General features: G+C 55.6%; 23 protein-coding genes. 4 read left to right on the top strand and 19 right to left on the bottom strand.

What is annotated here, in order from left to right; all coding sequences use genetic code 11:
- Positions 1–128: 128 nt before the first annotated feature.
- From J3U88_RS03855 to J3U88_RS03810, 10 genes are all read right to left on the bottom strand, one after another.
- Positions 129–725, bottom strand: coding sequence for a hypothetical protein (locus J3U88_RS03855; protein WP_207856896.1), 597 nt, complete (start codon positions 723–725; stop codon positions 129–131).
- Entirely contained in the window at positions 722–1,156 is a 435-nt protein-coding gene (locus J3U88_RS03850; RefSeq protein ID WP_207856894.1) for a flagellar export protein FliJ, read from the bottom strand. The genes J3U88_RS03855 and J3U88_RS03850 overlap by 4 nt, the downstream gene beginning before the upstream one ends.
- A gap of 15 nt (positions 1,157–1,171) precedes the next feature.
- On the bottom strand, positions 1,172–2,527 hold the full coding sequence (fliI, locus tag J3U88_RS03845) for a flagellar protein export ATPase FliI (RefSeq protein ID WP_207856892.1): 1,356 nt from the start codon (positions 2,525–2,527) through the stop codon (positions 1,172–1,174).
- Positions 2,524–3,336, bottom strand: a complete 813-nt coding sequence (locus tag J3U88_RS03840; RefSeq protein ID WP_207856891.1) for a FliH/SctL family protein — start codon at positions 3,334–3,336, stop codon at positions 2,524–2,526. Before J3U88_RS03840 ends, fliI begins: the two co-directional genes overlap by 4 nt.
- Positions 3,326–4,354, bottom strand: coding sequence for a flagellar motor switch protein FliG (fliG, locus tag J3U88_RS03835; RefSeq protein ID WP_207856889.1), 1,029 nt, complete (start codon positions 4,352–4,354; stop codon positions 3,326–3,328). The genes J3U88_RS03840 and fliG overlap by 11 nt, the downstream gene beginning before the upstream one ends.
- 103 nt (positions 4,355–4,457) lie before the next feature.
- A complete protein-coding gene (fliF, locus tag J3U88_RS03830; protein WP_207856888.1) occupies positions 4,458–6,167 on the bottom strand; it encodes a flagellar basal-body MS-ring/collar protein FliF in 1,710 nt (569 codons plus the stop codon).
- Between the two features lie 101 nt (positions 6,168–6,268).
- Positions 6,269–6,562, bottom strand: a complete 294-nt coding sequence (gene fliE / locus J3U88_RS03825) for a flagellar hook-basal body complex protein FliE (RefSeq protein ID WP_207856886.1) — start codon at positions 6,560–6,562, stop codon at positions 6,269–6,271.
- A gap of 23 nt (positions 6,563–6,585) precedes the next feature.
- Entirely contained in the window at positions 6,586–7,038 is a 453-nt protein-coding gene (flgC, locus tag J3U88_RS03820; protein ID WP_207856884.1) for a flagellar basal body rod protein FlgC, read from the bottom strand.
- A 50-nt stretch (positions 7,039–7,088) separates the two neighbouring features.
- Positions 7,089–7,499, bottom strand: coding sequence for a flagellar basal body rod protein FlgB (gene flgB, locus J3U88_RS03815; protein WP_207856882.1), 411 nt, complete (start codon positions 7,497–7,499; stop codon positions 7,089–7,091).
- A 202-nt stretch (positions 7,500–7,701) separates the two neighbouring features.
- Positions 7,702–8,673 carry an alpha/beta fold hydrolase gene (locus J3U88_RS03810; protein ID WP_207856880.1) on the bottom strand — a complete coding sequence of 324 codons (972 nt, stop codon included), beginning with the start codon at positions 8,671–8,673 and terminating at the stop codon, positions 7,702–7,704.
- 922 nt (positions 8,674–9,595) lie between these two features.
- Here J3U88_RS03810 and J3U88_RS03805 point away from each other — a divergent pair.
- Positions 9,596–10,348 (top strand): glycosyltransferase, encoded by a 753-nt coding sequence (locus J3U88_RS03805; RefSeq protein WP_207856878.1) that lies wholly within the window; start codon positions 9,596–9,598, stop codon positions 10,346–10,348.
- Between the two features lie 272 nt (positions 10,349–10,620).
- Here the strand turns inward: J3U88_RS03805 and J3U88_RS03800 are convergent, their stop codons facing one another.
- Positions 10,621–10,962, bottom strand: a complete 342-nt coding sequence (locus tag J3U88_RS03800) for a DUF952 domain-containing protein (protein ID WP_207856876.1) — start codon at positions 10,960–10,962, stop codon at positions 10,621–10,623.
- Positions 10,963–11,318: 356 nt separating this feature from the next.
- On the opposite strand from J3U88_RS03800, the gene J3U88_RS03795 reads away from it, so the two are divergent.
- The 3 genes from J3U88_RS03795 to J3U88_RS03785 all read left to right on the top strand — a co-directional run bounded on the left by J3U88_RS03795 (position 11,319) and on the right by J3U88_RS03785 (position 16,329).
- A complete protein-coding gene (locus J3U88_RS03795; RefSeq protein WP_207856874.1) occupies positions 11,319–12,104 on the top strand; it encodes a hypothetical protein in 786 nt (261 codons plus the stop codon).
- Between the two features lie 505 nt (positions 12,105–12,609).
- The gene (locus tag J3U88_RS03790; RefSeq protein WP_207856872.1) at positions 12,610–14,544 is read left to right on the top strand and encodes a serine protease; all 1,935 of its coding nucleotides are present in this window, start codon (positions 12,610–12,612) and stop codon (positions 14,542–14,544) included.
- 150 nt (positions 14,545–14,694) lie between these two features.
- A complete protein-coding gene (locus J3U88_RS03785; RefSeq protein ID WP_207856870.1) occupies positions 14,695–16,329 on the top strand; it encodes a pentapeptide repeat-containing protein in 1,635 nt (544 codons plus the stop codon).
- Here the strand turns inward: J3U88_RS03785 and J3U88_RS03780 are convergent.
- The 8 genes from J3U88_RS03780 to J3U88_RS03745 form a co-directional block, all read right to left on the bottom strand.
- Entirely contained in the window at positions 16,301–17,548 is a 1,248-nt protein-coding gene (locus J3U88_RS03780; RefSeq protein ID WP_207856868.1) for an ATP-binding protein, read from the bottom strand. The genes J3U88_RS03785 and J3U88_RS03780 overlap by 29 nt on opposite strands.
- Before the next feature lie 262 nt (positions 17,549–17,810).
- Positions 17,811–18,701: a hypothetical protein gene (locus J3U88_RS03775; RefSeq protein ID WP_207856866.1), complete on the bottom strand. Its 891-nt coding sequence runs from the start codon at positions 18,699–18,701 to the stop codon at positions 17,811–17,813.
- Between the two features lie 113 nt (positions 18,702–18,814).
- Complete coding sequence (locus J3U88_RS03770) at positions 18,815–19,393, bottom strand: YceI family protein (protein ID WP_207856864.1); 579 nt, start codon at positions 19,391–19,393, stop codon at positions 18,815–18,817.
- A 447-nt stretch (positions 19,394–19,840) separates the two neighbouring features.
- Positions 19,841–20,467: an enoyl-CoA hydratase/isomerase family protein gene (locus J3U88_RS03765; RefSeq protein ID WP_207856862.1), complete on the bottom strand. Its 627-nt coding sequence runs from the start codon at positions 20,465–20,467 to the stop codon at positions 19,841–19,843.
- 318 nt (positions 20,468–20,785) lie between these two features.
- A complete protein-coding gene (locus tag J3U88_RS03760) occupies positions 20,786–21,460 on the bottom strand; it encodes a cyclic nucleotide-binding domain-containing protein (protein ID WP_207856860.1) in 675 nt (224 codons plus the stop codon).
- Between the two features lie 28 nt (positions 21,461–21,488).
- Positions 21,489–21,734 (bottom strand): RNA chaperone Hfq, encoded by a 246-nt coding sequence (hfq, locus tag J3U88_RS03755; protein ID WP_243435782.1) that lies wholly within the window; start codon positions 21,732–21,734, stop codon positions 21,489–21,491.
- A 43-nt stretch (positions 21,735–21,777) separates the two neighbouring features.
- Positions 21,778–22,716, bottom strand: a complete 939-nt coding sequence (gene miaA / locus J3U88_RS03750) for a tRNA (adenosine(37)-N6)-dimethylallyltransferase MiaA (protein WP_207856858.1) — start codon at positions 22,714–22,716, stop codon at positions 21,778–21,780.
- A 178-nt stretch (positions 22,717–22,894) separates the two neighbouring features.
- Positions 22,895–24,034, bottom strand: a complete 1,140-nt coding sequence (locus tag J3U88_RS03745; protein ID WP_207856856.1) for a DUF4388 domain-containing protein — start codon at positions 24,032–24,034, stop codon at positions 22,895–22,897.
- Positions 24,035–24,249: the final 215 nt, after the last annotated feature.

Raw genomic sequence — 24,249 nt, 5'->3', positions numbered from 1 at the left:
AAAAACTTCCGATCCTTGGTTACCGGCGGGCACAGCGCGGCGGTCCGACCCAGCTAAAAAGCAGCTGATCGGCGCGGCGTTGCCCCTTGATAAAAAGGGCATACCCTGTTCAAACTCAATCAAACCAATTAATTGGTTTCTTCGAGTTTGCCGGTTCCAATGGCGGCGTGAATACTAGCAGCAATTCTCTTGCCATTCTCACTGAGCTTGGCCACCTCATCGATGAGTTTGGCCGACTTCTTCTTTTTCATGCGGCGAACCAGGGTGACGGCAACCATGGGTTCCTTGTTGTAAAGCTTGATAAAGTCCGGCGCGGCCACGGTCGCACGTCGTGATTCGTAGTGCTGCACCAACTGGATCGGGATCTCGAATTCATCCTGACCACTGCGAAACGAGGCAATCGTTTGTTGAATTTGCTCTTCACGCGCGCCCAAGGCCTCGTCCTGGTTTTTCAATTCTTCCAGCAATTGTTCAATGCGGCGTTTCTGCTTGGCGGCGGTTTCGCGCTCGGCCATGATCGTCTCGCGCGCGTATTCCAAATCGGCAAGCGACACGGCCTTGGTCGCTTCCTGCTCCTCGCTCAAGGGTTCATCGGCCGCCGCCGCGGTTTGTTCCGCTTGCGCGGGCGGATCGGCGGGCGGCGGATCCTCCTGGGCAAACACCCATGCGGCGGAAACAGCCACCGACACCCAAAGTCCCCAAACCACAAAACGCTTGATGTTCATCGCTTCCCCCGCTTGAGCAGATCCAACTCCTCAATTTCCTTCTGAAACTGGGCGTCGACCTCGGCCTGGTGGCCGGCGCGCCGGCCTTCCTTGAGTTTTTCCATCGCCTTCTCCTCTTTCATACGAAGGGCGAGGTTCTCGCGTTGTTGTTCCAGTGCTTTTTCTTGTTTGGCCAGTTGCTCGGTGAGTTCGGCCTCGCGTTGTCGCAACCCTTCGCGGTAATGCTCGGCGGTTTGGCGCCAAAAATGCGGGTTGATGCGGGGATCAGCCGGGGTTAGAAACGAATGTTGGTAATCCTGTTGGGTTTCCTCCAGTGCTTGCCGGGTGCGCGTTACCCGCGTTTGGGCAATCGCCAAGTCCCGTTCGGCCTGTTTGCGGTGGATACCGCGCACTTTTAACACGCTTTCCAAGCGGAATTGAAACTTCTTCATAGGTCCTCAGCGCCCTTAGGTGGTAGCAATCGGGCCGTCGCCTTGGACGAACTGGTTGATGTCCAGCCCGAAAATTTCGGCGAGGTGCGCCAGCGCCTCAGGATGGCTGGAGGCTTCCTCAACGCTTTGCCGCAAAAAAGCCTCGATGGGTTCGTTAAAGGCAATGGCCTGGTCGATGTTGGGGTTGGAACCGGCGGCGTAGGCGCCGATGTTAATAAGGTCTTCGGCATCGACGTAGGTTGCCATGAGGTCGCGTACCTTGCCGGCGAGCTGGACCTGCTCGTTGGTGACCAAACTTTTCATAAGCCGCGAGAGCGAGGCGAGGATGTCGATGGCGGGATAGTGGTTTTTGCCGGCGAGTTTGCGGCTGAGCACCACGTGGCCGTCGAGGATCCCGCGCACGGCGTCGGCGATGGGTTCGTTCATATCGTCGCCCTCCACCAACACGGTGTAAATGGCGGAAATGCTGCCTTCCTGGAAGTTGCCGGCGCGCTCCAAAAGTTGCGGGAGTAGGGCAAACACGGACGGGGTGTAACCCTTGGAGGAAGGCGGCTCACCGGCGCTGAGACCGACCTCGCGTTGGGCCATGGCGAAGCGGGTTACCGAATCCATCATCAGCAACACGTTTTGGCCTTGGTCCTTGAAATATTCGGCGACGGCGGTGGCGGTCAACGCGGCGCGCATGCGAATCAGCGGCGGGCTGTCGGAGGTGGAAATCACCACCACGGAACGGGCCAAGCCATCGGGGCCGAGATCGTTTTCTAAAAAAGACGTAAGTTCGCGGCCGCGCTCACCCACGAGGGAGATCACGTTGATGTCGGCCGACGAACGCCGCGCAATCATGCCCAGCAAGGTCGACTTGCCCACGCCCGAACCAGCGAAAATCCCGACCCGCTGGCCTTTGCCGCAGGTCAACATGCCGTCGATGGCGCGAATCCCGGTGGAAAACACCTCGCGAATCGGCTTGCGCGACAAGGGATTGATGGGCGCGCCCTGAATGGGATAAAAACTGTCCGCTTTGATCGGCGGCCCATCGTCTATGGGTTGCCCCTGCCCGTCCAGCACACGCCCCAGTAAATCAGCCGACACACCGACGGTCGGCAAGGTGCCGGATGCCTCGACAACGTCGCCGAGTTTGATGCCGGTGGTGGTTCCGAGCGGCATGAGCAGCACCCGGTTCTCTTGGAAACCGATCACCTCGGCCGGATAACCGCCGACACCCTCATGGGAGGCAATACTGCACAATTCTCCGATGCGCGTGCTCGGCCCCTGGGATTCGACGACCAACCCGGACACGCGGGTCACCCGCCCGACCAGGCGGTAGCTGGGCGCCTGGTCGATGAGCTGTTTGAGCCGCGCAATTTCGATCATGAAGGTTTCTCGAAATGTTGCTGTACGTGCTGTTGTAACTGCTGAAACTGGACCTCAATGCGGGCGTCCAATTCGCCGGCGACGGTGTCAATGCGAAAGCCACCGCGAGAAAGCTGCGGATCGATTTCTAAATGAACCGAGGTGCCCAACCAGCTTTGGCGTTCATTTTCGGAAAGTGAGTTGATGAAGGTGTGGTCGACGGGATTGAGAAAAATGGTGATATTACGCCGGTGTTTGAGGGTGTGAATGGCGTCCTTAATCATGGGCAAAATGGATTGAGGGTTGGATTTTAGCTCGGCCTTGAGGACTTTCTGGGCGGTGTGCCACACCAAGTCCAACACATCGAGCTGCATTTGATCCAACAGGAGCGCGCGCATTTGGTCGATTTGGGTCAGCGCGAACTGGTAATGGTTGAGCATTTGCTGCAGTTGTTGGTCGGCCATAATCTCGCCGGTTTTGCGACCTTCCTCCAAGCCTTTTTCGTAGGCGTCGCGTTCGATGGCGCTGGCGTGTTCTTGGGCGCCGCGAATGATGAGATCGGCTTCCTCGCGCGCCCGCGCGATCAGCGATTCCACATCCACATGTTGGGCGGCGTTGGCCGTCCCGGCCGCCCCACCCATGAATCCACCCGGCGCGCCACCCTGACCGCCAAACGCGTTTTCCTGGAAGGCGTCCAACTCGGCGTCGGCCTCCAAGGAATTGGGCGGCGGAGAATAGGGATCGCCCTCCTCGGACTCGTGACGCACGGCGTCAAACTGAAAACCCTCGGTTGAAATGGTTTGCCGGTTTTTGATGATCCTACGTGACATACTCGTCGCCTCCGCCGGATCCACCGATGGTGATAATACCTTCTTCTTCCAACTGGCGTACGACCTCGACCACCTGGTGCTGTGCTTTCTCAACCTCTTTGAGTTTGACGGCGCCCAGGTATTCCATTTCTTCTTTCAACATCTCAACGGCACGCGAGGACATGTTGCGGAAGACCTGTGCCTGCAACTCCTCGGACGTTCCCTTGAGCGCGTAACTGAGCACCTTGCGGTCCACCCGCTTGAGGATCTCGGAAATGCCCTGATCGTCGATGAGCAGGATGTCGTCGAACACAAACATCAGATCGCGAATCGAGGCGGCCAAATCGGGGTTGATGGATTCGATTTTTTCCAAAACCTGGCGGCCGACGTTGCGTTCCATACGGTTGAACATTTCGGCAACGGCCCGGACACCACCGTACTCTTCCACGTTGAACCCCCCGATGGCTTCCAGCTTTTGCTCGAGGATCAGCGAGATCCGGCGAATAACCTGTGGCGAGATCTCTTCCAGCGAGGCCATGCGCATGGCAACCTCGGCGCGCAAGCTCTCGGGCAAGGCGGCGAGCACGTCGGCCCCATGCGAGGCGTCGAGGTGGGCCATGATCAGGGCGACGGTTTGCGGGTGTTCGTTCTGAATAAACTTGGCCAACTGCTGCGGGTTGGCGCGTTCCAGGGAGGTGAAGCCGGCCGATGCTTCCAAGGCGCGGGCCAAACGGTCGACGATTTTCCGGGCCATGTCGGGGCCGACGGATTTAATCAGCAATTTCTTGGCGAACTCGATACCACCCTGGGTGATGTATTTTTTGGCCATGGCCATCAGGTGAAATTCTTCAATGACCTGATCGGCGATTTCGGGCTGGATGTGTTTGAGCATCGCAATTTCGCGCGACACTTCCTGAATCTCGTCCTCTTCCAAACATTTAAAGATTTCAGCGGCAATGTCGTCGCCCATCGCGATCATGAGGATGGCGGCTTTTTGGACCCCTTTGAGATCTTTGATATTACTGACGACAACGCTCATGACCACCTCGGCGAGACGAAGGAAACGAAGGGCGCTGCAGCGCCGGTTGGTGTTGCGAAACGGTTGCCGTTATTGTACCTGAGAAAACCGGGAAAAACCGTCATTAGTCGTCCTCCAGCAGCCAGGTGCGGACCAGGCCCGCCACCGCCTCGGGATCTTGTTGGGTCATTTCGACCAAACGTTTCTTCATGATTTCGGTCTTCGACAGCTGTGCGTTCGGAATCGCGGATTCGATTTCGGCTTCCAGTTCGGATTCCAGCTCGGCCACGGTTTTCGGCGGGCCGGACGGCAAGGCGGCGGCAATCGCCGGTTCTTCCAACTGGGCTTGTTGCAGGATGGGCGCCACGAAGCGGCGGAACAAGGAGATCCCGAGCATCATAAACAACACAAACATAATGAACTGGAGCACAAAAGGTGTCCAACGGTTGACGTAGTCCAGCAGCAGGCCGGTGTTCATGGATTCGCGTTCGCGTTTGCTGATGATGGGTTTGAAAGGGAAATTCTGAATACTGAGGTAGTCGCGACTGTTGACAAAACCGGTGGCGCCGACGACGAGATCGCGCACCTTGTTGATTTCGTCTTGGGTCAGCGGCACATGTTTGGTTTCAATCCAGTCCGGTTCGCTTTTGGTAAATTTGTCCAAAAGATTGGGTTCGCGGATCTCTTCCTCGGTTTCCTTGTAGTCCAGTTGCAAGGCAATCGACATCTTCTCGACGTTGAAGGGCTGCACCCGCGTGCTGGTTTTTTTACTGTCCACAAAAAACTGGTTGGTGGCGTTGTCACGTTCGATGTTGGAGCCGCCGTCATTGGCGGCGTTTTGCGGTAAACCGCCCTGGACGGTGTTGGCCCCGGCACCGACATTGCCCTGAACCCCGGCATCGCGGTTGATGCGTTCTCGCTTGGTTTGGGTGTTGTAAAGCTGGGGCTCACCCTCGGCGTCGGGACCGCCGTAGGTGGTTTCAACCTGCTCGATTTGGTCGAAATTGACATCCAGGGAAACCTTGGCGACGGCTTTGCCCTGACCGAGGAAGGATTCGACCAACAGATTGATTTTGCTTTCGAGGTCTTTTTCCATTTTGGCGCGAATGTCCAGGTTGGACTGGGTAAAGCCAATGTCGTCGTCGTCGGCGGTGGGCGCGGTGAGCAGGTTCGAATACTGATCGGTAATGGTGATGTCTTTGTGGCTCGCGCCTTCGATTGCGGCGGCAATCTGTTGCTGCATACCCCGAATTTGCGCCTTGGAAAACTTGGCGTTGCGTTTGGTCACCAGCAAAATGCCGGCTTTGGCCGGGGTCGATTCGTCGGCGAAAGGCGAATCCTTGGCCGGTGTAATTTGCGCATTGACCTTAAGGATCATCGGGTTTTGGGTCAACATTTGCTCGATGTTGGTCTCCAGCGCGCGAATTTTCTGGAGTTTCATCATGGTGGCGCCGGACTTAAGCGGGTTGGTATCGTCCAACAATTTCCAGCCGTCTTGGGCGTCGGGCCCGAGGTCGAGTGCTTCGAACTGGGTGCGCAACTCCTGCGCCCGTGATGCGGGCACCAGTATGCGGCCGGTACTGGAAATCTCAAATTCGATCTGGCGGGTACGCAGTTCTTCTTCAATTTGGACCTGGGAACGCGCATCGAGCTTTTGGTTAAACAACGGCTGCTTTTCTTCCTGGGTCGCGTAATGAAAAACGCTGAATAGAAATACCAAAGACGCCGCGACAATTATGCCGACGGCGACCATTTGACCGGCGTTCATTTGGGCCAAGATACCGCGAACGCCGCTTACGCCGCCGCCGGGTTCTTGGTTGGGTTCTGCAGCCATTGTCGCCGTCCTCCTTGGGTTTCGCACCGCGGGCGCCGTCCGTGACGCACGCGGCCCGGAACCACCATCCTTGGCGACCCCGGGCGATTAAGGTTGCGCCGTTAAATGGCGCTTTTGGAAATCTCTTTGTAGGCTTCCACAATTTTGTTGCGCACCGCCATCATCATGCGAAATGAGGAATCGGCGCGTTGCACCGCCAGCACGGTGCCGTGTAAATCTTTGCTTTCGCCTTTCATCAGACCGGCGATTTGATCGTCGGCGGCGTTTTGCAGTTGGTTGACCTCGCTGATCGCTTGTTTGAGCACACCGGCGAAATCACCGGATTCCTCCGCCTTGGGTTTGGGTTTGGCGGCCTGAATGAGTTCGGGATTGGAAAGAATGCGTTCAATGCTCATGGATGCTTCCTCAAGCCGCGGGCTTAACCGCGCAGTAAGTCAATGGTCCGGTCAATCATACTTCTCGCGGAACGAATCGAGGCCAAATTGGCTTCGTAGGAGCGCTGCACGCCGACCATGTCCACCATTTCCACGGCTGGGTTGATGTTGGGATAAGAAACATAACCGTTTTCATTGGCGTGGGGGTGATCGGGTTCGTATTTGAGACGCAGCGGCGAGGGATCGAGGCTGATCGCGGTAGCGCGCACGCCCTGAATTTCCTCATCGTGTTCGTCGCCCATTGCCCGTTGCAGCGTGGTTTCAAACTCGCTGCGCGGCACCGCTTCCACCACCAACTGACGACGAACGTAGGGCTGATCCGTGCCCTCCACCCGCGTGGTATTGATATTGGCGATGTTGGAGGCGACCAACTGCATGCGCTTGCGTTGGACACTCAGCCCTTGCGCGTTGATATCGATGGCACCGTATAAGGACATGTCATTCACCTTCTTACCAATCTGGGTTCATTGTCGCCGCGATGCAAGCCTTAGCGCATCAACTCGGTGAGCAATTTCGCTTTGCGGTTCATTAACTGGGTGGCCAGCGTGAAGCGACCGCTGTTGTGGGCCAACTTGGCCATTTCTTTGTCCATGTCGACGTTGTTGCCGTCGACCCGCATGGTGATGTTGCTGTCTTCGTCTTCAATTTGGTAATCGCCGTATTGGATGATTTGACCGCGACCTAGATAAGGTGTTCCGTCCGGGCGGGCTTTCGGGGTCATTTCCACCTGATCCTCGTAATCGCGCATGATCGCGTGAAAATCCAAATCTTTGGCTTTGTAGCCGGGCGTGTCGACATTGGCAATATTGCCGGCAAAGAGTTGTTGACGCAGGGCCCCGACGTCCATGGCGGTTTTTAATAAGCCGTATTTGCGTTCATTACCCAAGGGATCCAGCATCGCGTTCCTCCGTCTGTCGTGCCCTCTAGAAAGCAAGTGTCGTACCAACCCAAAACACCACCTATCTCTATTATTTTCAAGAAGATATTTTTGTAACCCAGACGGAATCAAACGCGACAACGGAACAAAGGCAACATTTGCCGCCGCACTCGGCAATTTTTGCCCCATCGCCCAACAAGGCCACTTTTGCCGGTTAGACGGGTTAGCGGTGATTGCCGCCCTGGTCCCAGCGTTTGAACCATGCCACGACTTGGGGAAAATGATCGTCGACCGCGGCCGGCTCGGTGAGGATATCGATGTGCCCGTAATCCTTGTGGTTGCCTGCGTCGCGGGAGAGCACCCGCAGTTCCGAATCGCGCCCGCCGTATTCGACCATAAATCGGCGAATATCCCCGGCCTCGGCCATCACCCGATCACGAACCCCGGTGAAATGCAACACGGGCAGCGGCGAGATCGCCTGTAACCGCTGCAGGTAATCGTAGCCGTCGTCGCTGTCGATCCAAGGCGCACCGCGCAGCCAGGATCGCGTTTGCCGATAAAACTTTTTGGACTCGGCATCGTCACCAAAACCGAGGTGGCGGCCGTGAAGGTAGCCGACAACACGGGCCAGCAAGCTACCCAGGGTGTCGAACCCCAAATTGAGGATGAGTTTTTTGCCCAAACTGTCGCGGCGAATGACGCGTTTTGAACCAAAAAAAACCGCGGCGGCCAAATGGGAACGCAACGCGGGAAAACGCGCCAAAAAACTCATCAGCATGGCGCCGCCCCAAGAATGGGCCACCCAAAAGCGCGGGTAGGCGCCGTTCATCTGTTTGACCGCGGCACAGGCGGCGGGCAGGTCCTCGAGCAAAGCCTCGGTTTGCCCGTAATCGGCGCGGCGGGAAACCTTGGGGCGGCTGCCGCCGCGACCGCGAAGGTCGACGCTGTAGGTATCAAACCCTTGGCGTGCCAAAAAAGGGGCTAACCCTTTGCCCGATTTGGCGTAAAAAACGCGACCGTTGCCCAGGGAACCGTGCAATAGCAAGACGGGCGGGCCCGGTAGCGGGCCGTGGATTCGTTGTACGTGGACGGTGACCCCCGGCGCGACGGGTACATGCAGGGCTTGGTAGAAAATATCGGCAACGGGAACGACGTCCCGTGCTTGCTCGGCGGCATCGAAAGCAAAAGAAAACAAAGATAACCTCTAACGATTCACACAATGAGCAAAAAGTCACTCTAGCGCAAACCCGGAAAGCAGCGTTAAAATTCAAAAAGAAGAAGCGACACTAAACATTAACAAAAGAGCGCATTACCCCAAAACCACTTAACATCAAAACCAAAAACAAACCTAGGTACCTCATGAAAACTTGTACCTAGGTGATTTTTGTCAATTGAAACCGTGGCGATTTTCTGTAAAAATAGCCGCGTTGACACTGTAGGCAGGCGCCCAGGCGCGTTTGCGGCTTCACTGCATTGCTCAATCGCGGCTGACTTAAAGGCACATTTTATCGCATTCTTGGCAAGGTCGGAACGCGGCGCCCTAAATTTTCACACTTCATTGATTAACCCTCCCCGAGGTTCTTAGCGCTACCGTTCTTTTTCTTACACTTGCTACCGACGAACATCCCGCCCGCAAGTGCCGCGCTTATCATCATTCACTTCCTCATACGGAAACCCTTTTGCGGGAACTGTTGTTTTTGCTGAGTATCCGGTTCTGTTAAACCATTGATCGATTTTCATCGTGGGCCCTCGCCACTTTTTCGAACACCGCATCTCATCAATCATTGCTAGTTAGCCACAGTTTTCATAACCGTTGTCCTTGCAACTCGCCACTGCAACGCTTTTTTGAAAGCCGCGCAAACGATACTTGGCAAAATACGGCTTCCCCATACGATCGTCCTTACGCTTCCACTCGTTAGTCGCCAATGCTTCGAGAAACCGTTCCTGTCTCCATGGCTCCCTAGGCCCGTGCCCGATGCTCTCCCAAAACCGGCGTCCTTTATCCGCAACCCGATTTGCGGGCCGGCACATCTGCGCGACCTTAGACAACGAAACTGATCGGGCGCCCCGATCAGCCGCTAACGAGTAGGTTTGCCTCTAAAACAAGGAGAACCTCGTTGTCTTACTTGATCATCGTCCCTACCTACAACCACGCTCACACGGTTGAAAGCCTTGGGATCGGCGTTCTTCACGCCCATTCCGAAACCGAATTACTCTTTATCGATCAAGGCTCCCACGACCAAACCACCAAAAAAATCCTGCAATTGGAAGAAGTCTTCCCAGACCGCGTCCACCACCTTGTTTTGCCCAAAAGCAACGGCTGGGGTCACGCCCTCTTGACCGGGTACAAATGGGGTGTCAGCCGCGGCTATCCCTGGATCTTCCAAATGGCGGCAGATTTCAGCCACCACCCCGTCGACCTGCAGCGCCTCATCGTCGCAACCCACGCCGCCGCGGCCGTGGTGGGCTCGCGCTTTATCGAAGGCTCGGTTTACAACGATCCGTCACCCATGTTGCAGCTCAAACACCACTGGGCCCGTTTCCTCAAAAACCGGCTCGGCTTACCGATGATGGACGTCACCAGTAGCTTCGTGGGTTATTCGCGCGATTTGTTGGAACGCATGCCGCTGGGTCAGATCCAAACCCAAGGGCGGGCGTTTGATCTCGAAATGAAAATCATGGCGTCGCACCAGGGTGCAACCTTCTGGGAAGTCCCGATTTCCCACGGCCGCACCAAACAAAACCACAAGGGAAGTCGCGGCAAACACCACCGCGAATGGCTGTGGGTTTTGGCCAACAGTGAGCCCGTCCCCCAAACCGCAGCCGGCGGTTTCGAGGGCGCCCACCAACGACGTTTACACGATTATTAACATGCCCGGAACGGTCGTCGCGAGACGGCCGTTCCAGCTAACCCGTCATTCTCAAAAGGAATTCTGCCACGGGGCAACCCATGCGATTCCGAGGGTATGCCTTACTCGGTCGAGCCGCCTTCGCATCAGCTGCTACGCCGATTGGGCGGCCCCGCGATTGGTCGGCCCCGCGAATGGTCGGCCCCCTGTGCCGCGGCTTGGTCGTCATCTTCGTGCGCACAAGGCTTTCAGCTTCTCGGGACGAATCCCCGTGAGAATTGCGGGCTAGGTGTTTAACCCGCGAGCGTTTCCGGCAACGTAAATTCGCCGTCAGGCCGGGCTTGCAGGGGATGGATGCCGACGACCGCGTTGCGGTTGAGCGGCCCGTAGATGTGGGGAAACGGCTCTTCGCCCTCCCGTGCATTTTCAAATACAATAGTGGGAATCACCCGATTGGGATCCACCGTCAGAACCAATAAATCGGTGCGCCCCTTGTAGTATCGCGAGGCGGAACCCAACAGTTGTTTGAGTTCAGAGCAGTGAATAAAGCCCTCGTCACCGAGACTTTTGGGGGTGTAAACCATTTGATCGCCTTGGGATTGCCATTCACCACGAGGAACGATATGGTAGATCATAGTGTGCCGCCTTTGAGACGCCGTGCGTCTCTGCTGGATTCGTCGCACGGGGATGGACCGTGCCGCCCGCCGAACGCGGGCTAGGACAAGCTTCGCCGAACCGACGGAATGCGCCGGTACGTCGTGCCCGCGTTGCCAATGAGGGTGGGTCGCGAGTAACGCAACGCCTTGTGAGCGATTCGGGCTAGAACATCAAAGAAGCAGGAAGGCTAAGTTCCACCCATCATAGTGATTTTTCGAGGGAGCGATGTGAGCTTGCACATGCTTTTTCAGAAAAGCCCCGACCGCTGTCAATAACCGCCCCTTTGATTTATAACCCGGACAACCACCTTTTCAAGGATACCGACCTTTACCTCATGAAACCCGATACCAACCCGTGTTTGATCGCTGTCTTTGGGGCCAGCAATGTCACCGTCAGCCTGCCGACCATTGTCTCCACGGCCTTCCGCGCACAAACGCCCCCCAGCGAAATCGCCGTCGGCCATGGGCCGGGGCGTTCCTACGGCACGGTTGCCGGTTGTTTTTTGTACAGTTATCCCGGCCTTTTGAAATGCGGTCTTCTCGACCACTGCCGTCGTTTCCGCCAGGCGAATCCCCACGCGCCCATTCAGGTGCTGCTCACCGATATCGGCAATGATCTCGCGCTCACCGGCCAAAACCGCGCGCTGCATTTTTGGCTCGACAAGCTGATCAGCCGATTGGAGGCGCTGAACGCCCGCATCATGGTATCAAGGCTCCCAGTCGCCTCGGTGACGGCCATGCCCCGCTGGAAATTCAACATCTTGCGCCATATCTATTTCCCTTTCGCCGACACCGGCTTCGACCAAATCAAAACCCTGGTCACGGAGACCCAAACCCAACTCGACGCCTGGGCGGCGGCGGGCCGTTTCACATCCTTGGCAACCGAACCGCACTGGTACACCATCGACCATTTTCACCTAGCATTTTTTCGCCGCAAACGCGTTTTTCACAACTGGCTGGCGCAACTGCTCGGCCCAATCGATCCCGCTCGCCGCTTGGGCGTTTCGTCGTTAAAGCTGCGTCTGCTACCGATGAAACGCTATTGGCGCATGCGAACACGCAAATACCCGGCGTCCCATTCGCTGGAACTCGATCAAAACTGCCACCTTTTCTATTACTGAAACTTTACGTACTTTCTACATTGATCATGCGTCTCGTCCTGGAAAACGCAAACAAACGTGCGTTATCCAGATGGTTTGGTGTGCTCTGAGAAGCGCGCACTTCACACAAAAATCAATTTATACCAGTACGTTCCATAATCCCAATCACCTTCGCTGGATATACCGGCAAAAACCAGAACTTTACCGGGCTGGATCACAGAACGGCGACAGTTGCGAGTTATTTATCAATTTTGACGCTTTTTCGCTTGCAGCCTTTTACGTTTGCTTTACAATGAGACTCGTTTAAAGTCCTATCACATTTCCAGGGATGCCCAAGAGCGCCCTCTGCTATTTTTCTCGATTGCCAAAGTAACCGACCCTCGAGTGTCGGTCAGGCATGCGTCGTCGCCACGCCCGGTCGCGCCTGCACAGGCCTTTTTCGCCCGGACTTGTCCTTTCTCGCGACGGCACCTCGTCCTTTTCCTTGGTGTTTCTAGATTTTCATTCGTTGAGAGGAGATTCTTCCATGAAGAAGTCAATGCTTCGCAATGTCCTGTGTACATTGTTTTTGTGTGCCGCCCTGTGCGTCACCAGTTTGGCCGGTGAAGGCCGTCCCCAGTCGGTTCGCGTGGCCGATCTGGTGGATCTTGATTTGAATTTCGAAACGCGCCGCACGCTGGTCGCGGAAAGTACGTCTTACGAAATTCACGCTAAAGAAGCGAGTTTCATTAAAGTTCACTTCGATTACATTCACCTGCCCGAGGGTGTTCAGATCGAAGTCGCCAGCCCCGACGGCAGCGAATCCTACACGTACAGCGCCGCGGATCGCGACGATTTCACGGTCGACAAGTCCATGGGCCAAAACGGCATCACCAGCTTTTCGGCCATGTCCATCACCGGTGATACCGCCGTGGTTACCTTGCACAACAAACGAACCGGTACCTTTGCACCCGATAGCGAAGACTACGGTGTGTTTATTTCCCAGTACTCCGAGGGTTATCCCGAGGGTGTCATCGAAAACCTGATTGGCGAGCCCCTCACCAAATCGACCTGCGGCGCCATGGAACGTCGCGACGTCGTTTGCTGGCAGAACTCCCACCCCACCGAGTACGACCGTGCCCGCGCCGTCGCCCGCCTCTTGATCGGCGGCAGCAGCCTGTGCACCGGCTGGCGCGTAGGCTCCGGCAACCACCTCTTCACCAACAACCACTGCACCAGCAGTGCCTCCGGCGTTGCCTCCACCGAAGTTTGGTTCGACTACCGTCGTACCGGCTGCGGCAGCGGCAGCACCACCGCGGGTACCAAAGTTTCCGGCGCCACCATGTACGCCACCGACTACACCCTCGACTACACCCTTTTCTCCGTGAACAACTTCAACAACATCACCCAGTACGGCAACCTCGGCCTGGATGTTCGCGTTCCCAACCAAGACGAAGAAATTTACATCCCCCAGCACGGTGCCGGTAACCCCAAAGAACTGTCTATCGAAAGTGACCAAAACGCGGGCGGCATCTGCCGTGTTGACCAACCGGTTGCCAACGGTCGCGGCAACGGTACCGACATCGGTTACTACTGCGACACCATCGGCGGCAGCTCCGGTTCTCCCGTCCTGGCACGGTCCACGCACCGCGCCATCGCCTTACACCACCTCGGTGGCTGCACCAACAAAGGCGCCCAAATCGCCCAAATCTGGCCCGAGGTTTCTTCCTACTTCGGCGGCACCATCCCCGGTGGTGACGGCGGCGACGGCGGCGACGGCGGTGATGGTGGCGACGGTAGCACCGGCGGTGACGGTGGTGACGGTGGCGACGGTAGCGACGGCGGCGACGGCGGTTCCGGTGAACTGAACAACGGCGACACCGTTGCCAACCTGAGCGGCAATACCGGCGACTGGGTTCACTACTTCATCGACGTCCCCGCGGGCGCTTCTAACTTCGAAGTTGCCATGTCCGGCGGCAGCGGCGACGCCGACCTCTACACCCGCTTCGGCGCCCAGCCCACCTCTTCCAGCTACGATTGCCGCCCCTACCGTAGCGGCAACAGCGAAACCTGTGGTGAGTCTTCACCCCAAGCCGGTCGCTATTACATCAGCATCCGCGCCTACAGCAGCTACAGCGGTGTTTCCTTCACCGTTAGCTACGACACCGACACCGGCGGCGGCCCCGGCGGTTTTGAGTTGACCAACCTCTCCGGCTCGACCGGTAACTGGGATCGCTACACCATCGACGTCCCCGCGGGCGCCACCAACCTGGTATTCCAAACCAGCGGCGGCAGCGGCGATGTTGACCTCTACATCCGTCGCGGCAGCGCGCCCACCACCAGCAGCTACGACTACCGCCCCTACCGCTGGGGTAACGCCGAAACGGTCACGGTGTCCAGCCCCCAAGCGGACACCTGGCATATCGGCCTGCGCGCTTACTCGGCCTACAGCGGCGTCACGCTGACGGTATCCTACGAGTAAACCACCCCATCTTTGAGCATGAACCCGGGTCAACCGACCCGGGTTTTTTTATGGGTTCGGTCATGACAAACAGCTAAGTTCTAAGGTTCTGGGTCAAATGGGCGACATACTATAAAGAAACGGCCGATTGCGCCCCGAACGAGATCCATCATGTCCATGCCCCCCAACGTGGCCCCCTGCAACTACCAGCAGCGACTGATTCTGCAAACCCCCCAGGGCCGCCAAACCATCAAAAAACCCTGTCCCCACCTCAACGCGGTCAACGATGTCTTTTGCATTTTCCACAGCAAAGATACCAAACACAAGGCGCCTACCTTTCGCCGCGAATTCCAACAACTGTTCCTCGCCGAGGACGGCAAAAAAGTGATCGGCAGCCGATTTGCCGGATTTGTCTGGCCCGCCATTGATTTCAGCGACATGTTGTTCCCCGAGGACGCCGACTTCAGCGACAACGTCTTTACCGGGACCGTCACGTTCAAAGGAGCTTCCTTCCAACGGGGCGCCTCCTTTAACGGCAGTCTCTTCGAACAAGACGCCTTTTTCAACCACACCCACTTCCACGGGCTGACCACCTTCACCGAAACCCAATTCGACGGCAATGCAACCTTTGACGACGCCTTCTTCGAAAACATCTCCCGCTTCGAGAGCACCCTGTTCAAAAAACAAGCGCTGTTTTTCTTCAGTGTGTGGGAACAAGAAGCCGGTTTTCACCAATGCCGCTTTGGGGCCGAAGCGGGCTTTAACGGTTCCCGTTTCAAACACATCGCCAACTTCAGCGGCTCCCATTTCGAGGGGCCCGCCCTATTCCGCGAGTGCCACCACAAGTTAGGAACCACCTTTGCCGGGGCCAGGTTTCGCGACTCCATTCACGCCGAGGCCGGCCACTTCCGCTACCTGCGCATGCAAAACCTACCCGAGGCGGGTTCGCCGCGCTGGACGGTCGATCTCTCCAACAGCGTGCTGGACGGCGCCATTTTTCCCGCCCAACAAAACTTGGAACGGATCAACTTTCGCAACAGTTTTTTGCTCGGTGTTTCCTTTTCCGATTGCCGCTTGCTCGACTGCGATTTTACCGGCGCGGTCCTGCACGGAACCCACCTCCGCCTTAGCCATTGCGACGACCGCACCCGCCACGCGACGCGTTTCATCTACACCGATTACGCGATCCAGGCGGTGAACAACGACGGCAAACGGGGGCAGGTTCTGATTCCCCGCGCCGCAACCCGCGTTCCGGTTCGCGGCGAATTTGGCAAAGAAGCTTATTACCATTTCGATTTTACCCACCTGTTTGCGGGGAAATACCAGTGGTCGTTGTCGCTGGAAACGCCGATGGCGATTCGCCTCACCCTCATTGATTACCTCAACCTGTTTGTCGAGACCATGCAGGTTTGCTTCGGGATCCAGGTCGACCTACAGATCTACCACGAGGGCCGTGCCCTGCGTTTTGATTTCACCACCGACAGCGACGACCACATCGCCACACTGCGCACCACCTTTGCCGAATATACCGAGGCCGGCTTCGAACCACGCGAGATTCTCTTTCACAACGACCGCCTCACGGAGATGGACCGCAACCTGTTTCGCAATCGGCTCAACAACCGGCTTTCCCATTTACGCCACGAGGCCTTGGCCGCCAAAAAACTGCTGCAATCGGTGTTCCGCGAACTTCAGGACCAGGGAAACGTCCACAAATCGAAACGCTTCCCGCAAGCCTACCAAACCGTAAAATTGTTCTCCGAATCGCCGGGAAAAGTGTTTAACGCGCCGAGCCACGACCCGGCATAAAGGCGGGAAAGATCAGGCGAAAACAGGCCCCGTGACCGATACCCTCGCTGCTGACCGCAATCGAACCACCCAGCTGGTTCATCGCCTCGGCACTGGTGTACAAGCCAAACCCGTGTCCGTCCGGCTTGGTGGTAAACCCGTAACTAAACATTTTGTCCAAATTGGCCTCGTCGATGCCCGCCCCATTGTCGCGAACCGTTACCTCTACTTTGTTTTCCGGCAAACTTTGAATCCCAATTTGCAAAAACGAGTCCTCGTGGTCGGTAGAGGTCATCGCCTCCTTGGCGTTCTTGAAGAGGTTGAGGAAGACGTGCAACACCTTCGACTTAACCCCATATACAAAAAAACGAGCCTGGTATTTCTTTTCGATGCGAATCCCCCGCTTGGTCATCGACGGCAGCTCAATTTGTAAGGCGCGATCCACCACATCGTTTAGCGCCAACTTCCGCGTAACCGACTCGGATTTGGCATAATCCTGCTGGGTACTGATCATTTCTTTAATGAAGGCGACTTTTTCCGCGATATCAGCCAGCTCGGTATGCAATTTTTCCAAATCTTCTTTGAGAAAATCGCCGACGGAACGATAAAACTCGGGCAAATAACGGCCCGCCGGATCCTTGGTCACATAGTCGCCGATGTTGTCTAAATTGCGCAAAAACAACCGGTTCGCCTTCAACAGCTCGGGGATTTTAGAATCCCGCACAACTTCAACCAAGGTTTGGGTGGAAATATTGATGCTGTTAAACAAGTTCCCCAAATTATGAATTAAACCGTTGGCTACCTTAGAAACTTCCGCCTGGGCGGCCAACTCTCGCAAATCGCCGCCACCCAAGTTGGCGCTTTCACGATCCTCGGTCTGTTGCGTAACCGCAACCACGATGAGTTCCCGCGATCCAGCTTGAACCAGCCAGCTCTTAACCCGACAGGCAGTGGTGGCGCCGTCTTTAAAATCCGCGGCCATTTGGTCGAGATGGGGCGAGTTTTGTCGGGCCGCCTCCCTGACGCGATCCAAAAAAATAGCCGCATCAACCCGGAACACCGAACCAAAAGCGCGATGGCAACAGCTATCCCATGAGTTGGTACAAAACTGGGCCAACGCGGGTTCGTTCGCGGCCACAAGCCGAAAAGCCTCATCAAACAAGAACAAACGTTCCTGGGAATAGCGAAACAATGCCGTAAATGCCGGCCCCAGCATTTCTTCAACTTGGCTATCAATCATTTAAGCGCCACCATTCAAGGGTTTTATGCGTTAGAGGCAGATTCCGAAACGGCGCGGGGCCGGTTCAATAACCCCACTACTCTCTCTATCGGCCAAACCTGGCAATGCTTTGAAAAATTTTTAGCGGCGCGCCACGGAAAACCAGTTATTCACCAGGCCTTTAACCTGAACCACGCGGTTTTTGGTACCCAGCTTTGCGACATTTCAGCCACGGCAAGTGCACCCTTCAGGTTGAACCGACCTCGTTCGCCAGGCCTTGTCGTCAATAGTAAGAACTCTCCACCGGTTTGGTCGCCAGAATCACCAAGGCAATCACCAAAGGCAGCAAGGCAACGCCACAAACCAAAGCGCCCCGCTTCCAAACCGCCCAATCTTTAACGCCGGGCACCCAATAGACCAACAGGGCGAACGGCACCAAGGCTGCCAAAATAAGGGTGGTGTGTCCCGCTTCCACATAGAAATAGCCGTTAAGTAACATTGCCCCGAACACGATCAAAACCGTGCCGCGCAAGGGCGCACCCACGCCCAAATGGGGAACGAGCAAACGGGCGAGGAAAATACCGCCGCAAGCGGCCGCCATGGAACCCGCCGCTTGACCGATGGAAGCACTGCCGTCCATCACAATCACCAAACTCGCCGCGGTCATCGCAATCACCAACAACAGGGGTATCTCCGGCAGGTTTTTGTCCGAAACCACCCCACGTCCCACAAACAGCAGGAGCAACCAGACCCCAAACAAAGGCACCAAATAGGCTGCCGCTTCGGCGGTTTCCCATTGATTCATAATGTACGGCCGCAATTTCAAAAACAAACAACCCGCGACCAATAGCGCCATGGCGATGCCTTCCGCGATCAAACCGAGGCGGGCCGCGCCACTTAACAACACAAAACCGGCCAACGCAAAATAAGGAAACCAGTGTTGGACCAACAGGGGTGGAAACTCGTTAAAACCGTTCAAAGCCCAGTAACCGGCGCTAAATCCAAGCGCCGCGGCCAACGCGGTCGCCCCTTGGCGTAAGAACGGCGGTTTCTCCGGGGTTAGCACCCATTTACCCGACAACAGCGTCACCAGACCGGCGACCAACAGCGGCAATGCGGCGATTTTGAACAGGGTCACCATAATGATTGTATTGGGATCGGCTTGGGGCGACATAAATACCTCGGCATTCGGCGCATCGCTCCCTGACCGGGATGCAATCAAGGCCGTAAAACGCACTGTGCCGCGCTCATCACGCGGCACAGTTGGTTTCGATTTAGAAAAACGAATTACACTTTTTTGGTTTCAATGCTGATGACGATTTTCACTTCGTCGGAAAGCGCGCCGTTGCCGACACCGTAGTTCATGCCGAAATCACTGCGTTTAAAGGAGGCTTCGCCGTGGAAACCCACCAACTTGCCACCGTCCATACCGGTACCTTCACCTGACTTGGCCAGGGTCACGACCACGTTTTGTTTTTTGCCCAGCATGGCCAACTCACCGTGGATTTTCATGGTCTCACCGTCCACTTCAACCTTGGACGATTTAAAGGTGATGTCGGGGAATTGGGCAGCGTTGAAAAAGTCGGGGCTGCGCAGGTGTTTGTCACGACGTTCATTGTTGGTGTCGATGGATTTGGCCACGATTTTCACGTCGACCTTGGTGGCCGCGAGATTGGCTTCGTCAAAAACCACCGTGCCTTCGAAGTCATTGAAACGCCCGTAGTTCCAGGCGGCGCCAAAGTGTTTGGCGGCAAACATAATGGAAGAGTGAGAGGTATCAATTTTAAACGTGTCGGCACCCAAAGCCGGCATGATGCAGAGCGCGGCTACCAAAACCAGGGTCTTCAAGCGATTTAAAAAATTCATGATTTTGCTCCTTCGTTTCGCAAAACGGTTCAAGATCACCCGCCGTCGGCACTTGCCGAAAAACGTGCGGGTGGCGGATCGATTCAACAGGCTTCAGCAACTTCCACACCAAACCGGTGTGGGGTGCGGCGGCTGACGATCCCGCGATAAAACAGCCAAAAAACACCCTGCCCTTGAGGGGCGATGCGTCGGCCGAAAAACCGTGAAAGTCATTCAAATTCAGGATGGTTATACCACTGTTTATCAACTGGCAGAAAAGAATCTTACGGCGTTGCGAGCGCCGTATCCCCACGCCACAGAACGCCCTTGGGTACGCGCGCACGACAACCGCGGAAGCTCCTCGTCCATAAATCCTGCTAAAACACACAAATCGTTAGGCTTACATCACAAAATGGGCACATCTTTCAGCGCGAGGTCGCCCCGTGAAATAACCCGATGCGCTTTGTCTCAGCGGGTTTCAAACAGGGCCGGCGGCCGTGTCTCGTAGCGACGGCAAAAAGCTGTGATCATGCCCTGGTAGGCGCCAAACCACCGCGCGGCCAAGCCCAACCGAAAAGCCTCTAAACCCTTCATACGGTATGCTGTTAATAACATGTGCCGCGCCATGTGCGGTTCGATTTTTTGCGGTAACCGCACCGTTCCACCAAACCCGGTCATCAAGCCCAAAAATGCGCCGGGATGACAAAAAGTCGCGTTTTCGGCCACCCAAATTCGTTGACAGGCGAGTGCTAAATCAAAACCACCGCCGAAGCAGGGTCCACCGACCAGCGCATAACTGGGAACGGGAAAATCGGCCAGGGCATCCATGACAGATTGGCCTAATTGTGCGTAACCTACAGCAGTTTCACTGTTTAACCGGAGCAACTCACGCATATCGGCGCCCGCGGCAAAAATAGTGGAAGCGGCGCTGTGAATCACAATCGCCTGTAATTCGGTCTTCCGTTCGTGGTTCCGGCGCAGGGCGTCCAAAGTATCGCGTAACTGTTCAAGCAAGGCCGTGGACAGTTTGTTTTTCTGGTGGGGCGCATCAAGCGTCAGCCAGACAACACGCCCGCTTTGTCGGCAAGTCAGCAAGGTCCCAACTCCATTAAATGGTGAACCTAAATAAAAAACAAGGTACCCGGCGGCACGAGGCCGACGGATTGGCAATCAGCCGATCAGCCTTCATCCGGCCGACGCCCGGATCGAACTTTTCAACCCGAGGCTGAACGCCATGCCACTTGGAAAAATCGCGCAACCGCGGCCACATCATGAACGAGAATGAAGGGCCTACCGGAGGCCAGGACAGGAGAGGGTGCAAATCTTCATCCGCATCCTCTTTTCCGATCATCCTGAGCCATAAAAGAAGTTCGGGCAAAGCGCAACCAAGGTTAAACTCCGCCGCGACATCTTTTAGGCAGAAGGAAAGGCCTTGTCCATGCCCTCTTTAATGATGATGTCCTTGCCGGAAATTTTGATGTAATCATCCCGGCTCAGATCACCGATCATGCGCGAAACCGTTTCACGCGAGGTACCAACCATGCTGGCAATCTCCTGGTGCGTTGGGCGGCGGAACACAATGGAACCGTCGAGCAACTTACGGCCCTCTTTTTTGGCGAGGTCCAAAAAGAGGCGTGCGATGCGTCCCAGGACATCAAGAAGCGCAAGGCTTTTAATCTGCGCGTTGGCGTGACGGAGACGGCCGCTCAGGGTCGCCAAGAAATTCGACAGAATCTCTTTGTTTTCCAACAACTGCAAAAAGTCCTTGCGGCGCAAAACCATCATTTCGGTTTTGGCCAGCGTGATCACCGTCGCTGAGCGCGGTTCACTGTCCAACAAGGCCATTTCCCCGAAAAACTCACCCGGACCCAATACGGACAAGATGACTTCCTTGCCGTCCTGGGCGATATTGGCCACTTTCACACGTCCCGAAAGGATCATGTACATCGAGTCGCCAATCTCATTTTCCTCAACCAGCGTCGTATCCTTTGGAAACGTTTTCCGCGTTGTCAATTGAATGAGATTTTCGAGGTTCTCGTTACTCATGCCCTTAAACAGGGGCACGCTCTCTAATATCTTGATATCCACAACTCACCTCACCGGAGAAATCCGATCATTAATCCAAAGAAAAATGCTGCCGCTGCTTCATGTACTTGGCAGGCGTCATGGATGAGATCGCATGCTTGAAGACCAGTTGCTCCTGTTTGTTGGCCAACTCCAGCAGAATTGTGAAGCGGTCAAAGTTCTTGATTTTTCCAATGATTTTTTTTCCATTGGTGAAAAACACCGCAAGAATGATCTTGTCCTTCCTCGCGTTGTTCAAGAAATCATCTTGAATATTCATTACAGGTTTATCAGACATACAAGACTCCTTGAAACCAAATGCTCACCAAAATTGATGTGATTTAATGCAATCTTTGATTAAGAAACGCAATGATCCTGGCGGTATTGTATCCCGAATAGGGATCAAAATGGAACCATTGGATATACGGAACTTTACGAAACCAAGTCACTTGCCTTTTGGCATATTGCCTGGTCTGAATTGCGATCTTGGTCGCGACATCATCCAGCGTGCGACGGCCGTTTAGGTGTGCGATAATTTCGTCGTATCCAATGGGCGCCAGTTGGAGCAAAAACTCTTGCAGCCCAGCCTGAAGGAGCAATCGGGTCTCTTCAATCCACCCGTTTTCCAACATTTTTCCGGCGCGAAGCTGAATCTGTTCAACCAAAATTTCGCGCGCGACAGCACAACCTATCACTATCGGAACCGGCTCGCATTGCGTTTTCTCACGTTGCGCCCATAAGTCCAGGATACTCTTTCCCGACAACAACCGCACTTCCAAAAAACGCTGAATTCGCTGGCGATCATTGGCATGCAGACGGGCGGCACCCGCCGGATCCAAACGCTGCAACAAACGATACACATGGGGCAGTCCTTTCTCTGTCACGGTCCGATTCAGTCGCTCACGCAACTCGGGCGGCGTCGCGGGCATGGGATCCAACCCTTCGACCAAGGCCTTGAGGTACAAGCCGGTGCCCCCAACCAAAATCGGCAAGTTCCCGCGCGCTTGAATTTCAGCCAACACGGCCCGCGCTCTTTCCACGTAGGCCACGCTGCTCAACGGCGATTGGATGTCGGCAAAGCCAAACAGATGATGGGGGACCCGCGCGCGCTCAGCCGCATCGGGACCGTTGGTGCCGATGGTGAGGCCCTTGTAAATTTGCATCGAATCCATACAAACCAGTTCTCCGCCGAACTGTTCGGCCAGGGTTAATGCAATCTCGGATTTACCCGCGCCGGTCGGTCCAACCACGGCGACACAACGCGACAGTTCCAATTCCAAACTTCCTTCCCCATCCAAAAAAACCGGTCGTCCCATCGAGACAAGACGCCCCCGGGATTTGCCAACATTATATTAATGAATCCCCGGGGTGCGATCCCCGGACAACATTCTCACGTTTAACAACAACCAGAAGCGAATCAAAAACCAAAGCCGCGGTGCCAAACCTCGGCCGGCCTATTTATGCCAACTGCTCAATGTGGCGCAGAACCTCGCCCTCGTGTTCGGCCCCCAACATTTTCTTAACCGCCAAGATTCCGGCAAACAAGTACTCGTCGAGGGCTTCTTCCATGGCCAACACCCGTTGTGCTTCCGCACCTTCCATTTCACTGAGCCGTTCTTGCAAAGCAAAGGGTTGCGGGGCCCCGTCGGCGCTGAGATCAATGCCCTCATAAACCGCCGGGTAGTTACGCGCCGTTTCCTCAAAATACTTGCGCAAGAGCTGGGTGCCCATGGCACCGACGCGCTCCGATAAATACTGTTGGATGTATCGGTAAATGTCGCAGTAACGCACAATAACGGGATGAATGTTATGCCCGGGCGGCGGCGGTGCCGCGGGCTCAACCACGGGTTCCGGCTCGGGCACGACCTCGAGCGGCGGCACTTCCTCCAGCGCGACAGGCTCAATTAAACCCAAACAATGCAGCAGGTAAACCACCCGCAAGCTCTCTTCTTCACCGATATCACTCAGGGCACAGAGCTGCTGCAGCGGCGTCTCGCCGTCAAGGAAATTAAAAATGTATTGCTCGTAGGGTTCCAGCGCGGAAAGACCGTCGCGCTCCGCTTCGTTTGCCTGATAACAAAGATCGCGGTTTTTGAAATAGGCGGCAAATTCCTCGCGTTGCGGGTAACCGCGAATCAGGTCGATCACCATCTCCGAAATCGAAAGCTGCAGGGTAATCGATTCCTTGTGTTTAATCTGCTGGCGAATAAATTCGAAAGACCCGTGTTCCAAAGGAACCAAGGAACGCACGATGGTGTGAATCTGATTTTGAATCGCTTCCCACAGCAGTTTGGGCGAGATCGCGCCGATCTCCACCAAGGCGCGACCGTGACGATAACCCTTCTCATATATAAGGTGGGTCGCCTCATCGTATTGCTGTTGATTAATCATGCCGCCGGCCAACAGCACATCGCCCAATCGGTCTTGGGTCTGGTTACTGCGCGCAAAAATGATGAATCCGCGGTGTACGATCACGCTTTTTTTGATCTCGTCACAGGTCACATTCAAAATGCCTGTTTCTTGATGGCGGCCCAAATATGCGAACACTTCAATTAGTGCTAAGGGTTCAATTTTGCCGCGAAGTACTTGGGTACTCATGCAACCGTCCTTGCGATCAGCAACCTATCGTGCGGGGCTAAAGCAGAGAATATAACCTGAAGTGAGCGATTCGGGTGGAGGAATTCGCGCGAGATAACGCACGAAACATGCCGCGGGTTACGAAGGCGCACGCGAATCGTACGGCCCTGTCTCCCTGGATACGTTGCAGCCCAAGCGCTTGTGCGAGCCGACCACGAAGAATTGCCGACTACAGG

Origin of the sequence: Acanthopleuribacter pedis (assembly GCF_017377855.1) — a bacterium.
GTDB classification, from domain to species: domain Bacteria; phylum Acidobacteriota; class Holophagae; order Acanthopleuribacterales; family Acanthopleuribacteraceae; genus Acanthopleuribacter; species Acanthopleuribacter pedis.
The sequence above is the reverse complement of the archived record's forward strand: the minus strand, read 5'-3'. Positions and strand labels throughout refer to the sequence as shown.